Genomic DNA, 13,343 nt, shown 5'->3' on the forward strand with positions numbered 1-13,343 from the left:
CAATCCGTCATTCCCGTCGCGGGGCGTCAGAGCTGGGCCATAACCTCGTCCGTGGCCTCGAAATTCGTGGTCACGCGCTGAACGTCATCGTCATCTTCCAGCGCATCCACCAGCTTCATCAACTTTTGCATATCTTCCAGACCCAACTCGGTCGTCGTGGTGGGTTTCCAGACCAGCTTGGTGGAATCGGATTCGCCCAAATTCCCTTCCAAAGCGTTCGACACTTCGTTCAGGTCGGTATCGGCGCACCAGATGATATGGCCGTCTTCCGAGCTTTCGACATCCTCGGCACCCGCTTCGATGGCAGCTTCGAAGATCGTATCGGCATCGCCCGCAGTTGCCGGGTAGACCACCTCGCCCTTGCGTTCGAACATGAACCCGACCGAGCCGGTCTCGCCCAGGTTTCCACCGTTCTTGGAAAAGGTCGAGCGCACGGTCGATGCGGTCCGGTTGCGGTTATCCGTCATGGTCTCGACGATCACGGCCACACCGTTGGGGCCATAACCCTCGTACCGGATTTCTTCGTATTCGTCGCCCTCGCCCGCCACGGATTTCTTGATCGCGCGGTCGATTACGTCCTTGGGGACCGAATTCGACTTGGCCTCTTTTACAGCCAGACGCAGGCGCGGGTTCTTGTCGGGATCGGGGTCGCCCATCTTGGCGGCGACGGTGATCTCTTTCGACAGCTTGGAAAACAGCTTGGACCGCGCGGCGTCCTGACGTCCCTTGCGGTGCTGGATATTGGCCCATTTGGAGTGGCCTGCCATAATGCGTCCTCGTGATAGTAATTGCGTGTTTCGCGCACATATAGACGGTTGCGGGGTCGGGGATCAAGGGATCGGCTTGCCCGCCACGACCGGACGGGTATGGTGGCGGGATGACGACGGATCAGATCATTCTATTTACGCTCTTCCTTGCGGTTTTCGGAATGCTGCTGTGGGGGCGGTTCCGGTATGATCTGGTGGCCTTTGCCGCGTTGATGATCGGCGTCGTTCTGGGCGTGGTGCCCGTCGACAACGCCTTTGCAGGCTTTGGCCACCCTGCCACCATCATCGTGGCGCTGGTGCTTGTGGTTTCTGCCGGGTTGGTCCGGTCGGGGGCCGTATTCCTGATCACCCGAACACTGGTCGACGCTTCGCGCGGCCTTGGCGCCCATATCGCGCTGATGGGCGGGATCGGAGCGGTTCTGTCTGCCTTCATGAACAATGTTGCCGCGCTGGCGCTGCTGATGCCGGTGGATATTCAGACCGCGCGCAAGGCGGGGCGGTCGGTCGGCCTGACGCTGATGCCGCTCAGCTTTGCCACCATCCTGGGCGGCATGGCGACGCTGATCGGGACACCGCCGAACATCATCATCGCCTCGATCCGGGCCGAGACCTTGGGCGAACCGTTCAGGATGTTCGACTTCGCGCCCGTTGGCGGAATCGCGGCCATTGCCGGACTGGCTTTCGTCTCGCTGATCGGCTGGCGGCTGATACCAAATCGCGGCCAGCAAACGGATACATCCGAAGCGCTGGCCGAATACATCGCCGAACTGACCGTCCCGCCCGACTCGGCGCTGATTGGCAAACGGGTCGGAGAGCTGGACGAAGCCGCCGAAAAGTCGGACGTTGCCATAATCGGGCTGATCCGCGACGGCAAGCGGCGTTACGGCCGCGCCGCCAATGCCAGCCTGCGCGAAGGCGATGCGCTGGTGCTTGAGGCCCGGCCCGAAGCCCTGGACGAATTTCGCGCGGCACTAAACCTGGATTTTTCGGATACCCGGCGTCAGGAATTGCTGACCGCCGCCGGTGAGGGGCTGGAAGTGTTCGAGGTCGTCGTCCCCGAAAGCGCCCGCATCAACGGGCGCACGGCCCAGGGCATCGGCCTTGCATGGCGGCAAAGCACCGTTTTGATGGGCATTTCACGCCAGGGCCGCCGGATCACGAAACAAGTCCGAAAGACCGAGGTTGAGCCGGGCGATATCCTGTTGCTGCTGTGCCAACGCGACAAGGGCCCGGATGTGACCGAATGGTTGGGCTGCCTGCCGCTGGCTGCACGCGGGTTGAATGTCACCGCCAACGAAAAGGCGTGGCTGGCCATCGGTCTGTTTGCGGCGGCCGTTCTGGCGGCAAGCATCGGTCTGGTGTATCTGCCCGTTGCGCTTGGTCTGGTGGCAATAGCCTATGTGCTGACAAAGATTCTGCCCATTGCCGAGATTTACACCCATATCGAATGGCCGGTTGTCGTGCTGCTTGGCTCGATGATTCCGCTGGGCAGCGCGCTGGAAACCTCGGGCGGGACGGAACTGATTGCGGCGGGGTTGATCAGGCTGACCGATGGCCTGCCCGCCTGGGCCATTCTGACGGTGCTGATGGTGGTCACGATGACCCTGTCGGACGTCCTTAACAATACGGCAACGGCCATTGTCGCCGCCCCGGTTGGCATTCAGATGGCCCGCACGCTGGAGGTCTCTCCTGATCCGTTTCTGATGACGGTGGCCGTTGCGGCCTCCGCCGCGTTTCTCACGCCCATCGGGCACAAGAACAATACGCTGGTGCTTGGGCCGGGCGGGTATCGGTTTGGTGACTATTGGCGCATGGGTTTGCCGCTTGAGATCCTGATCATAGCCGTTTCGGTCCCTGCCATTCTTGTGTTTTGGCCGCTTTGACAGGTAAAGGCCCGGTATGAAACAATTTCTCATCCTGCAATTGCGCCCCGAAGCGGATGCTTCCGACGCCGAGTATGCCTCGATCCTGGACAAGGCCGGGCTGACCCCCGACCGCGCCCACCGCATCAGGCTTGATTGCGAAGACCTGCCGCAAGGGCTGGATGTGACCGACTATGCCGGTGTCATTGTCGGCGGCGGCCCCGGTTGCGTCAGCGACGACCCGGCCACCAAATCCGAGGTCGATACCCGCATCGAAAACGCGATCATGGGGCTGATGCCCCAGATCACCGCGCGGGATCATCCCTTTATGGGGTGCTGCTATGGGCTGGGCATCCTGGCGGCCCATCTTGACGGGAATGTCAGCAAGAAACGGTTTGGCGAACCTGTTGGGCCGTCGACCTGCCGGCTGACACCGGACGGCGAAACCGACCCGATAACCGCCGGTCTGAACCCGGTCTTTCAGGCATTCGTCGGGCATAAAGAAGCGGTGCAGGACCTGCCCAGGGATTGTGTGCATCTGGTGGCCTCGGACCCCTGCCCGTTCCAGATGATCCGTTGGGGGCAAAACGTCTATGCCACCCAGTTTCACCCCGAGGCGGACGCGCTGGACTTTGAACAACGGATCAATATTTACAAGCACCACGGGTATTTTCCGCCCCAGGATGCGCAGCGCCTGATCGAAATGTGCCACGCGGCCGACGTGACGCAACCCGGCGAAATTCTCCGGCGCTTTGCCCGGCGATACGGGTGACCTAACGGCGCTGTTGCCTGCGCGGTTCGCCCTCGCCTAGGTTGATACGAAATGACTTTGGGAGGGGTTGTTTTGGATCTGCTAATAAATGTCGGGTTGCCGGTATCGCTGGCCATCATCATGCTGTCCCTGGGGATCGGACTGGAGATTGCCGATTTTCGCCGGGTACTGAACAGGCGATACCCGTTCGCCATCGGCGCACTTTGCCAGGTTGTCCTGCTGCCGGTGGCCGCCTTTGCGACCGTAAAGATATTCGCGCTGCCGCCCGAAATCGCGGTCGGTTTCATGTTGCTCAGCTTTTGCCCGGGCGGCGTCACCAGCAACATCCTGTCGAAACTGGCCAAGGCGGATGTGGCCCTGTCGGTCAGCCTGACCGCGGTGATTAGCCTTTTGTCCATTGCGACGGTCCCAATCCTGGCGGCGTGGTCGATCCGGCATTTCATGGGCGAGGCCGCGCCCGAAGTATCCATTGGCGGCCTTGCCGTCGCGATGTTTCTGATCACCACCCTGCCAGTTTGCATCGGGGTAAGCCTGCGCCATTTCGCCAAACAACTGGCCGACCGGATCGACGCGCCCTTGTCGCGGATTGCAACGGTCCTGTTCGTGTTGATCGTGATCGCGGCGCTGGCCGGGAACTGGCAGTTGTTCGTGGACAATCTTGGCCAGATGGGTGCCGGGCTGATCACCCTGAACCTGTGCCTGCTACTGATCGGTCTTGGGCTGTCGCGCGCGGCGCATCTGTCGTGGAAGGAAAGTAAGACAATCTCGATCGAAACGGGTATTCAGAACTCGACCCTGGGGATCACGCTGGCGGCGCTGATAACCGGCACCGAAAGCGGGTTCAGTCCGCTGGCGCTGCCGTCGGCGGTATATGGCATAACCATGTACGCCGTCGCGATCCCGTTCCTGGCCTGGTTTCGCAACCGCTGAAAGGACGACAGATGACCAATAACACCGCAGATGCAATCGTTGTCGGCGCGGGTCTGGCCGGTCTGGCGGCAGCCGCAGAATTGGGGGATCGGGGCAAATCGGTGATCATCGTCGATCAGGAGCCCGAACATTTCCTTGGCGGCCAGGCATTCTGGAGCCTTGGGGGCCTGTTCATGGTCGACACCCCCGAACAGCGGCGCATGGGCATCCGCGACAGCCACGACCTGGCCCTGCGCGACTGGCTGGGCAGCGCACAGTTCGACCGCCCCGAGGATGCCTGGCCGCGCAAATGGGCCGCATCCTATGTCGAATTTGCCGCTGGTGAAATGCGGCCCTGGCTGTACGAAATGGGCCTGCGGTGGTTCCCGGTTGTCGGCTGGGCGGAACGGGGCGGTTCCTATGCAGATGGGCACGGCAATTCGGTGCCGCGTTTCCATATCACCTGGGGAACCGGGCCGGGTGTTCTGGAACATTTCATCCGCCGCGTTCGCGCCCATGTCAGCGCAGGGTTGATCGAATTGAAGTTCCGTCACCAGGTCAGCCACATCATCATGCAGAATGGCTGCGCCAAAGGCGTTTCGGGCGAGGTTCTGGCTGATGATGCCGCGCAACGCGGCGGCAAAACCAACCGGGACGAGGTTGGCGAATTCGAGGTTTACGCGCCATCGGTCATCGTCACCTCTGGTGGGATTGGCGGCAATTTCGAGATGGTGCGCAGGAACTGGCCGCGCGACCGTCTGGGCGCGCCGCCCAAGGACATGGTGGCAGGCGTTCCCTTTCACGTCGATGGGCGGATGATCGAGATCAGCGAAAAGGCGGGGGGCCAGGTCATCAACGGCGACCGGATGTGGCATTATACCGAAGGCGTCCGCAACTGGGACCCGATCTGGCCCGCCCACGGTATCCGCATCCTGCCGGGGCCAAGCTCGATGTGGTTTGATGCAACCGGGAACCGCCTGCAACCGCCCTGCCTGCCCGGATTCGACACGCTGGGCACGCTGCGCGAAATCCTGAAGACAGGATATGAATACAGCTGGTTCGTTCTGACCCAAAAGATCATCAAAAAGGAATTCGCCCTTTCAGGGTCGGAACAGAACCCCGACTTTACATCCGGCAGCTGGAAAGAGGTCATCCGACAACGCGTTCTGTCCGGGTCAAAGGCCACGGGACCCGTCGAGGCGTTCAAGGAAAAGGGCGAGGACTTTGTCGTCGCCAATACGCTGACCGAGTTGGTCAACGGCATGAACCACCTGGGCGGCGGCCTGATCGACGAGGCCCATTTGCGCGCCCAGATCGAAGCGCGGGATTCGCAGGTCGACAATCCGTTCTCGAAGGACGCGCAGATGATGGCGATCCTTGCGGCGCGCAACTATCGCGGCGACAAGCTTATCCGCACGGCCAAACCGCACCGGTTTCTTGATCCCGCGAACGGTCCGCTTATCGCCGTCAAACTGCACGTTCTGACCCGCAAAACGCTGGGCGGTCTGCAAACCAACCTGGACAGTCAGATGCTTGGCGCAGATGGCCAGATCGTACCCGGATTGTTTGCCGCAGGCGAGGTTGCGGGATTCGGCGGCGGTGGCTACCACGGCTATAACGCCTTGGAAGGCACGTTTCTGGGCGGCTGCATATTCTCGGGGCGCAACGCCGGCCGGTCGCGCGCCGTCGCCTGATAACCCGCGTTACGGGCTGCCGACCAACAGCATGACCGGCGCGCCAGAGGCATCGAGCAACGCCAGGCTGTCATCCTTGCGCGCAAAGGTCGTCACCGACTGCAGCGCCTTGAAAAACTGCCGTTCGATCTCGTCCAGCGGCGGCGGACAGGCCATCAGAGTGGCCGCCATATTGTCCGGGAAATCGATGCTGTTGCCCGAGATTTCCGCTTGGCCGCGAAACCGGTTGCAGCCGCCGGTTCCGCCAAAGACGCCGTCGGTTGCAAACACGATTTCAGGCTTCTTTTCGGTATCCAGCACAACCCCGCCCAACTCTGCAACGGTCCAACTCGTGTTATCCAGCATCGCCGCCCCCTGAGATCCGACCTGAACCAAAACCAAATCGGCAGCGTTTCCTTCGCCCTGCGTCAGAACCGGATAGGCCGTGTCGGTTGTGAACCAAAGGCTGTCGCCCCGATAGATCGACCCGCGCAGCACATAGCGCATCCCTTCGCGGATCAGCGCATCATCATATGTCAGTTCAAACTGCGCGGGCACGCCCTTCAGCGCGTAACGCTGTGCGGCCAGAACCGTCGCCGGGGCATCGGCGCGCGATACATCCTGAAGCTCGACCACCAGCGTCGCGTCGGGGGGAACAGCGATCCGCTCGCGATAGGTGGCTGACCCTTGCACCGTTCCTGCTGCCGCGACGCCGCCCAGCACGGCGCCAAGAGCCGCTCCGATGATTGGGACAAGTCGAATTCCGGGCATGGGCAGATCTCCGTTGTTCAGCCATTCTGACCCAGAAGATCGTATCGATTGGCTGGTTTGCAAGCCCGGCCCGCCAAGCAGGCGAAACCGCGCCGGTTTCAGAGCGGCCAGATCAACGGGATCAACAGGGATGCCAAAAGACCAACTGTCAGGTTCAACGGGATTCCAACCTTCATGAAGTCAACGAACCGATACCCGCCGGGGCCGTAAACCATCATGTTGGTCTGATACCCGATAGGCGTGGCGAAAGAGGCCGAGGCAGCCACCATCACCGCCACGACCAACGGGCGCGGATCGACGCCGACAGCCTGCGCCAACCCAATGGCGATCGGGGTTACGACCACAGCCACCGCATTGTTCGAGACAAGCTCGGTCAGGACCGATGTCAAAAGATACACCGCCCAAATGATCAGGAACGGCGGCAATTGGCTGAGCCCCGGTGCGACCGCATCGACGATCAGGGACACCGCCCCGGAACTGTCCAGCGCGGCGCCGATTGCCAGCATCGAGAAGATCAGCGCCAACAACCGGCCTTCGACAAAGGAAAACGCCTCGTCCGCGTCGATGCAGCGGGTCACCAGCACAAGGGCCACCGCCAGGATCGACAGAAGGAAAATCGGTGCAACACCCAGCGCCGCCAAAAGGACGATGCCGATCAGCGCGGCCACGGCGATTGGCGCATGGCTGCGGCGATAGGCGCGGGCCGAGGGCTGGGTGACATCGACCATGTCCATATCGGCGGCCAGTTTCTTGATATCCGCCGGTGCGCCTTCCAGCAAAAGCGTATCGCCGACCCGCACCACAAGATCATCCAACTGCCGACCGATATTCTGGTTCCGCCGATGAACAGCCAGAACGTAGACGCCATAACGCCTGCGCAGCCGCAGCGCACCCAGCGTGCGCCCGACCATACGGCATCCGGGGGTAATCAGAACTTCGACCGTCTTGGTTTCCACGGCCGAAACCTGGTCGACACGCTTGAGTTCGCGATTGCGCTGAAGGCTCAGCAACTCGGTCATTTCGGTCCGCAGAACCACCCGGTCACCCAGCTTGAGGGTCACGCCCTTCAGGTTTCGCCGCAGCGATTCATCCCCTCGGATCACGTCGATCAACCGCACGCCGGGACGCTTGAACAACTGCACGCCTGTGACTTCGCGCCCGATTAGGTTGCTTTCAGGGGGGATGACCGCCTCGGTAAAGAACTTCATTTTCGAACGGTCGCTGAGCATCGTCGCCATGCTGTCGCGATCTGGCAGCAGACGAGGCGCTACGTATCGCAGATAAACCATCCCATAGATGACCAGCGCGATGCCCAGCGGTGTGACTTCGAAGATGGTGAAGGGCTGCAAACCCTGCGAACGGGCGACGCCATCGACCAGCAGGTTGGTCGAGGTTCCGATCAGGGTCAGCGTCCCGCCCAGGATCGCGGCATAGCTAAGTGGAATAAGCAATTTTGACGCCGGAACATTCAATGTGCGGGCGATCTGTACGAAAACGGGGATCATCACCACCACGACGGGCGTATTCGACACCACCGCAGAGGCCAGAATGACAAAGCCGATCAACAGCCCGATGGCCATCCTCGGGTTGACCTGGGCCTGTTTCTGCGCCGTCGACGTAAAGGCATCCAGCGCCCCGGTACGGACAAGCGCGCCCATGACGATAAACATGGCGGCAATGGTCCAGGGGGCGGGGTTGGACAGAACAGCAAGCGCGCTTTGATACGGCAGAATGCCGGTGACCAACATCAGGGCAACACCGCCAATGGCCACGACCTCGGTCGGATAAACCTCGCGCAGGAACATCACGAACATGCCCGCAACGACCATCAACGCCAGAATTGCGCTGCCCGTTTCTGTCAGTTGAAGGAAATGCATTCGTGGTATTCGATCCGAACCCTATACCGGCCCAAGCGCCTGCAGAACAGTTTCACGTATAGAACGCCGCAGGGCAAGCCCGACGTGCTTTTATGGCGCAGCCGGTTCCAGCCGCCCGCCCACACGGATCATACGGACCGCCTTGGCCTGCCCGTCCCGGTCGTCGGTTTCAACGAACACACCCGAAAGAGTGGCCTCGCCATTTGCCGGGGTAAACCGCGATTTCGGCATGCCGGTGATGAACCGGCGCATCGGTTCGACCTTGTCCATGCCGATGACTGAATCATAATCGCCGCACATTCCGGCATCGGTCAGATAGGCGGTGCCGCCGGGCAGGACCTGCGCATCGGCCGTCGGAACATGGGTATGGGTGCCGACAACCAGGCTGGCTCGCTTGTCGCAGTAATGCCCCATGGCCATCTTCTCCGAGGTGGCCTCGCAATGCATGTCGACGATGATGGCCTGTGCCTGACCGCCGCGAGGGTGGGATTTCAGGACCGGCTCAATCGCTGAAAACGGATCGTCAAAGGGGCGTTTCATGAAGACCTGGCCAAGCACCTGAACCACCAGAACCTTGCGCCCCCCCGGTGCCGTATAAAGGCGATGGCCCCGCCCCGGCGCGCCCTTGGCAAAGTTCAGCGGGCGCACGATCCTTGGTTCTTTTTCGATGAATTGCAGCATGTCTTTCTGGTCGAACGCATGATCGCCCAGCGTCAGACAATCGGCGCCGGAATCAAGCAACAGCTTTGCATGATCGGCCGACAGGCCCATCCCGTTCGACGCGTTTTCACCGTTGATCACAACGAAATCCAACCGCCATTCGTCGCGCAGACGTGGCAAATGCTGCTGTACGGCGGCGCGACCTGCACGCCCCATGACATCACCCAGAAACAAAATCCTCATATATGCGGTCCTAGGGGCTGCGGGCGGCAATAACAAGGCGGGAGCATGCAATTTTCAGGCCCACCTGCGGGGTTGCAATTCGGCGGGCGGGTGCCAATCTGGATCAGTGCCCCGCAACCCAAGAGGGAATGGCCCGATGAGATCAACAGTTGTGATTTTCGCCAGCCTGCTGGCCGCGGCAACCGCCAGCGCGCAAGGCGCGACACAGACAACCATGGCCAACCCCGCGGCCACGTTCTGCGTCGAAAATGATGGCACTTACGAATTACGCACCAACGCAGATGGCAGCCAATACGGCGTCTGCATTCTGACCGATGGAACCGAGGTGGACGCCTGGGATTACCTGCGCGCGCATTTCGACCACTGAGCGCTCAGAACGTCAGTATCCGGCTTTCGGTGATGACCATGTCCAGCGGTTGATCGGTATGCTCCAGCGGCAGCGCATCGTCTTGCTGCGCGTCGAATGCGAAACCGATGGCCAATGTTGATCGCTTGGCCCGCAATCCCTGCAAGGTCCGGTCATAGAAACCGCCGCCATAGCCCAGCCGCCCGCCTTTCGCATCAAAAGCGACAAGCGGGACGATCAGTATTTCGGGATCGAAAAAGTCATCCTCGACCGGGACCATCGCGCCAAAGGGACCTTCTGTCAACGCCCCCTCCGGTGTCCAGTTGGAAAAGCGCAAGGGGTGGCCCGCACGCTGGATGACGGGCACGCCGACCGGACCATAGGCGACTGCTTCGGCCATGGCGGGCAGCGGGTCTATCTCGGTTCTGATGGGCATGTAGCCCGACAGCGGAACCCCGCGGAACCCCGCAAGAACTTCGGACAATCGCCCGGCCAGACCGGGGCCGCGCGCATCAAAGGCCGCCTTGCGCCGCGCAAAGGCCGCTTTGCGCGCGGCGGATTTGCGCGCCGCCAATTCGGAAATGTCAGTCACAGCAGCACCACGCTTGCAAGCCCAAGGAATATGAAGAACCCCATGACATCCGTCGTGGTCGTCACAAAGGTTCCCGATGCCAGCGCCGGGTCCACGCCCAGCCGGTCCAGCACGACAGGTACTACCGTACCTGCAAAACCCGCGATGATCATGTTCACGACCAATGCCGATCCGATCACGACCCCAAGCAGCGGAGAGTCGAACCACAGCATGCCGACAGTTCCCAGAACGATGGCGAAACACAGCCCGTTCAGCATGCCCACCAGCAATTCCCTGCGAATCACGCGCGCAACATTTGCGCCGGTCAGGTCGCGTGTGGCCAGGGCCCGCACGGCAACGGTCAGCGACTGCGTCCCCGCATTGCCGCCCATCGACGCGACGATCGGCATCAGGATCGCAAGCGCGACCAATTGATCAATCGCGGCTTCGAACTGGGAAATCACCAGCGATGCGCAGATGGCGGTACACAGGTTGACCGCCAGCCAGGGCAGCCGTCGCCTGCTGGTCGCGGCGACACTGTCGGACAGCGAACTTTCGTCGCTTACCCCTGCAAGGCGCAGGATGTCTTCTTCGTGTTCCTCATCCAGAACCACCATGGCGTCATCAATGGTGATCACCCCGACCAGACGCCCGTCCGGGTCGATGACGGGCGCGGAAATCAGGTGGTATTGGTTAAAGGCATAGGCCACGTCTTCTTCGTCCTGGTCGACAGGTATGACGTGAAACTCTTCTTCTGAAATAGACCTCAGCGGCACGTCGCGCCGGGTTGCCATCAGCTTGCCCAGCGTCACCTGCGCAACCGGCTTGAGGCGCGGGTCAACCAGAACAACGTGATAGAATTGTTCGGGCAGATCGTCATTGGCGCGCATAAAGTCGATGGCCTGCCCGACCGTCCAGTGATCGGGCGACATAACCACCTCGCGCTGCATCATGCGCCCGGCTGAATTCTCGGGGAAGGACAAAGCCTGCTGCGCCGCCAGACGTTCGGCGTCTTCCAGCGCATCAAGGATCGTTTCCTGCTGCGGCTCTTCAAGATCCTCAAGCAGATCGACGACGTCGTCGCTTTCCATCTCTCGGACGGCCTCGGCCAGAACATCCGGTTTCAGGACGGCGATCACCTCTTCCCGGACGGCCTCGTCCAGTTCGGACAGGATATCACCGTCGAATTCCTTGTCGTACAGACGGATCAGGCGGGCCCGGTCATAGGGATTGATCTGCTCAAGAAGGTCGGCGATATCCGCAGCGTGCAGCGGCTCCATCAACTCGGTCAGCTTGTCGCGATCATCGACATCCACCGCATACAGAATGGCCGCGACGGTCCGCCGGTCCAGCGCATAGGCATCTTCTTCACGGGGCTGTTCGGGTCTGATCTCGTCAGTGCCTGTCGTCATGCGCTGCCCCCTTCCAATCGGTGATTGGCTTCTAAATAGAAGAAGCAGCTACCGGAAAACAATGACAATGGGCCGATTTACCCGCATCTTTCGTCCTCTTATGCTGTCCGCTTATGCAGGAATGCGGTTCCAAACATGCGGAGACCAGGGCTGATGTCGCAAAAGACGCTTCTTATGGGACGGGTGCTGAGTTTTGATCGGTCACCCTTTGACGGCGACCCGACCGAGGCTGCCAGCATGTCCGAGGCCGTCCTTGTCGAGAACGGCAAGGTCGTGGCAATGGGCGCGGCGGACGACCTGAAGACCGGCCACCCCGATGCGTCAATCCGCGATGTCGGCGACAAGCTTGTCATGGCCGGCTTTGTCGATCCGCATGTGCATTACCCGCAAACGGCCATGATCGCCAGTTGGGGAAAACGGCTGATCGACTGGTTGAACAGCTATACCTTCCCCGAAGAGATGAAGTTCGCGGACCCCGGCTATGCCGCCGAGATTGCCGAGCGCTATCTTGACCTGACCGCCGCCCATGGAACGACAACCATGTGCAGTTTTTGCACCATCCACCCCGAAAGCGTCGATGCCTTTTTCACCGCAGCCCGGAAACGGGGCCAGCGCGTTGTCGCGGGCAAGACCTGCATGGATCGCAACGCACCCGAGGGGCTGCGGGACACGGCGCAGACCGCCTATGACCAATCGGCGGCATTGTTGGAAAAGTGGCACGGGGTCGATCGCCTGTCCTATGCCATCACGCCCCGGTTTTCCCCCACCTCGACCCCGGATCAGCTTGAGGCGATGGGAGCCTTGTGGGCGGAACATCCGCATTGCCTGATGCAAACGCATCTGAGCGAACAGACGGATGAGATCGAATGGGTCCGATCCCTGTTCCCCGAAGCGCGCGATTACCTGGACACTTACGAAAAGTTCGGACTGCTGGGGAAAAACGGGGTTTACGGGCATGTCATTCACCTTGAGCCACGCGAACGCGACCGCCTGCGCGAGGTCGACGCGTCGCTGGTCCACTGTCCCACGTCGAACACCTTTATCGGCTCGGGCCTGTTTGACATGAACGGGCTGATGCGGGACGGGCACCGGATCGGGTTGGCGACAGATACGGGCGGCGGCTCCAGTTTCTCAATGCTGCGTACCATGGCAGCCGCCTATGAAATCGGCCAATTGCGGGGGCGTCCGCTGCATCCGGCCCAGTTGCTTTGGCTGGGCACGGTGGGGTCGGCAAGATCCCTGCACTTGGATAATTGCATTGGCAATATCGCACCGGGCATGGAGGCCGACCTGATCGTGGTGAACCTGGGCTCGACCCCCGCAATCGCCCAGCGCACGGCCCGGGCAGAGGATATTTGGGAGGCGGTATTTCCAACCATCATGATGGGCGATGACAGGGCGATTTCCGAGGTTTGGATCGCCGGTCGCCCTGTGTAAATCGGGTTGAAATGCGCCTGCGGCGCATGCCTCCGGCGGGGAT

12 protein-coding genes are annotated in these 13,343 nt (G+C 61.1%); 6 read left to right on the forward strand and 6 right to left on the reverse strand.

The genetic code is table 11. The features are described 5' to 3' along the window. Positions 1 to 26: 26 nt before the first annotated feature. Complete coding sequence (locus ACXAG8_RS06685) at positions 27 to 767, reverse strand: YebC/PmpR family DNA-binding transcriptional regulator (protein ID WP_475223006.1); 741 nt, start codon at positions 765 to 767, stop codon at positions 27 to 29. A 110-nt stretch (positions 768 to 877) separates the two neighbouring features. Between ACXAG8_RS06685 and ACXAG8_RS06690 the strand changes: the two genes are divergently transcribed. From ACXAG8_RS06690 to ACXAG8_RS06705, 4 genes are all read left to right on the forward strand, one after another. Beyond that, on the forward strand, positions 878 to 2,650 hold the full coding sequence (locus tag ACXAG8_RS06690; protein WP_475223007.1) for an SLC13 family permease: 1,773 nt from the start codon (positions 878 to 880) through the stop codon (positions 2,648 to 2,650). Positions 2,651 to 2,666: 16 nt separating this feature from the next. Beyond that, complete coding sequence (locus ACXAG8_RS06695) at positions 2,667 to 3,401, forward strand: glutamine amidotransferase (protein ID WP_475223008.1); 735 nt, start codon at positions 2,667 to 2,669, stop codon at positions 3,399 to 3,401. Positions 3,402 to 3,473: 72 nt separating this feature from the next. After that, on the forward strand, positions 3,474 to 4,331 hold the full coding sequence (locus tag ACXAG8_RS06700) for a bile acid:sodium symporter family protein (RefSeq protein WP_475223009.1): 858 nt from the start codon (positions 3,474 to 3,476) through the stop codon (positions 4,329 to 4,331). 11 nt (positions 4,332 to 4,342) lie between these two features. Next, the gene (locus tag ACXAG8_RS06705) at positions 4,343 to 6,004 is read left to right on the forward strand and encodes an FAD-binding dehydrogenase (protein ID WP_475223010.1); all 1,662 of its coding nucleotides are present in this window, start codon (positions 4,343 to 4,345) and stop codon (positions 6,002 to 6,004) included. A 9-nt stretch (positions 6,005 to 6,013) separates the two neighbouring features. Here the strand turns inward: ACXAG8_RS06705 and ACXAG8_RS06710 are convergent, their stop codons facing one another. From ACXAG8_RS06710 to ACXAG8_RS06720, 3 genes are all read right to left on the reverse strand, one after another. Next, positions 6,014 to 6,754, reverse strand: a complete 741-nt coding sequence (locus ACXAG8_RS06710) for a YbaY family lipoprotein (RefSeq protein ID WP_475223011.1) — start codon at positions 6,752 to 6,754, stop codon at positions 6,014 to 6,016. 98 nt (positions 6,755 to 6,852) lie between these two features. Continuing rightward, the gene (locus tag ACXAG8_RS06715; RefSeq protein WP_475223012.1) at positions 6,853 to 8,631 is read right to left on the reverse strand and encodes an SLC13 family permease; all 1,779 of its coding nucleotides are present in this window, start codon (positions 8,629 to 8,631) and stop codon (positions 6,853 to 6,855) included. Positions 8,632 to 8,721: 90 nt separating this feature from the next. Beyond that, positions 8,722 to 9,534, reverse strand: coding sequence for a TIGR00282 family metallophosphoesterase (locus tag ACXAG8_RS06720; protein ID WP_475223013.1), 813 nt, complete (start codon positions 9,532 to 9,534; stop codon positions 8,722 to 8,724). A 136-nt stretch (positions 9,535 to 9,670) separates the two neighbouring features. Here ACXAG8_RS06720 and ACXAG8_RS06725 point away from each other — a divergent pair, with 136 nt between their 5' ends. Then, positions 9,671 to 9,901 carry a putative hemolysin gene (locus ACXAG8_RS06725; protein ID WP_475223014.1) on the forward strand — a complete coding sequence of 77 codons (231 nt, stop codon included), beginning with the start codon at positions 9,671 to 9,673 and terminating at the stop codon, positions 9,899 to 9,901. A 4-nt stretch (positions 9,902 to 9,905) separates the two neighbouring features. Here the strand turns inward: ACXAG8_RS06725 and ACXAG8_RS06730 are convergent, their stop codons facing one another. Continuing rightward, the gene (locus ACXAG8_RS06730) at positions 9,906 to 10,472 is read right to left on the reverse strand and encodes a 5-formyltetrahydrofolate cyclo-ligase (RefSeq protein WP_475223015.1); all 567 of its coding nucleotides are present in this window, start codon (positions 10,470 to 10,472) and stop codon (positions 9,906 to 9,908) included. Next, entirely contained in the window at positions 10,469 to 11,863 is a 1,395-nt protein-coding gene (mgtE, locus tag ACXAG8_RS06735; protein WP_475223016.1) for a magnesium transporter, read from the reverse strand. The genes ACXAG8_RS06730 and mgtE overlap by 4 nt, the downstream gene beginning before the upstream one ends. 153 nt (positions 11,864 to 12,016) lie before the next feature. Here mgtE and guaD point away from each other — a divergent pair, with 153 nt between their 5' ends. Continuing rightward, on the forward strand, positions 12,017 to 13,300 hold the full coding sequence (guaD, locus tag ACXAG8_RS06740) for a guanine deaminase (protein ID WP_475223018.1): 1,284 nt from the start codon (positions 12,017 to 12,019) through the stop codon (positions 13,298 to 13,300). The last annotated feature ends 43 nt before the right edge of the window (positions 13,301 to 13,343 follow it).

The organism is Ruegeria sp. ABD4_443, from assembly GCF_056160865.1.

Excerpts from the sequence above, each read along its gene's own strand:
- guaD (WP_475223018.1), top strand. The coding sequence starts at position 12,017 with ATGTCGCAAAAGACGCTTCTTATGGGACGGGTGCTGAGTTTTGATCGG.
- ACXAG8_RS06695 (WP_475223008.1), top strand. The coding sequence starts at position 2,667 with ATGAAACAATTTCTCATCCTGCAATTGCGCCCCGAAGCGGATGCTTCC.
- ACXAG8_RS06715 (WP_475223012.1), bottom strand. The coding sequence starts at position 8,631 with ATGCATTTCCTTCAACTGACAGAAACGGGCAGCGCAATTCTGGCGTTG.
- ACXAG8_RS06690 (WP_475223007.1), top strand. The coding sequence starts at position 878 with ATGACGACGGATCAGATCATTCTATTTACGCTCTTCCTTGCGGTTTTC.
- ACXAG8_RS06725 (WP_475223014.1), top strand. The coding sequence starts at position 9,671 with ATGAGATCAACAGTTGTGATTTTCGCCAGCCTGCTGGCCGCGGCAACC.
- mgtE (WP_475223016.1), bottom strand. The coding sequence starts at position 11,863 with ATGACGACAGGCACTGACGAGATCAGACCCGAACAGCCCCGTGAAGAA.
- ACXAG8_RS06685 (WP_475223006.1), bottom strand. The coding sequence starts at position 767 with ATGGCAGGCCACTCCAAATGGGCCAATATCCAGCACCGCAAGGGACGT.
- ACXAG8_RS06710 (WP_475223011.1), bottom strand. The coding sequence starts at position 6,754 with ATGCCCGGAATTCGACTTGTCCCAATCATCGGAGCGGCTCTTGGCGCC.
- ACXAG8_RS06720 (WP_475223013.1), bottom strand. The coding sequence starts at position 9,534 with ATGAGGATTTTGTTTCTGGGTGATGTCATGGGGCGTGCAGGTCGCGCC.
- ACXAG8_RS06705 (WP_475223010.1), top strand. The coding sequence starts at position 4,343 with ATGACCAATAACACCGCAGATGCAATCGTTGTCGGCGCGGGTCTGGCC.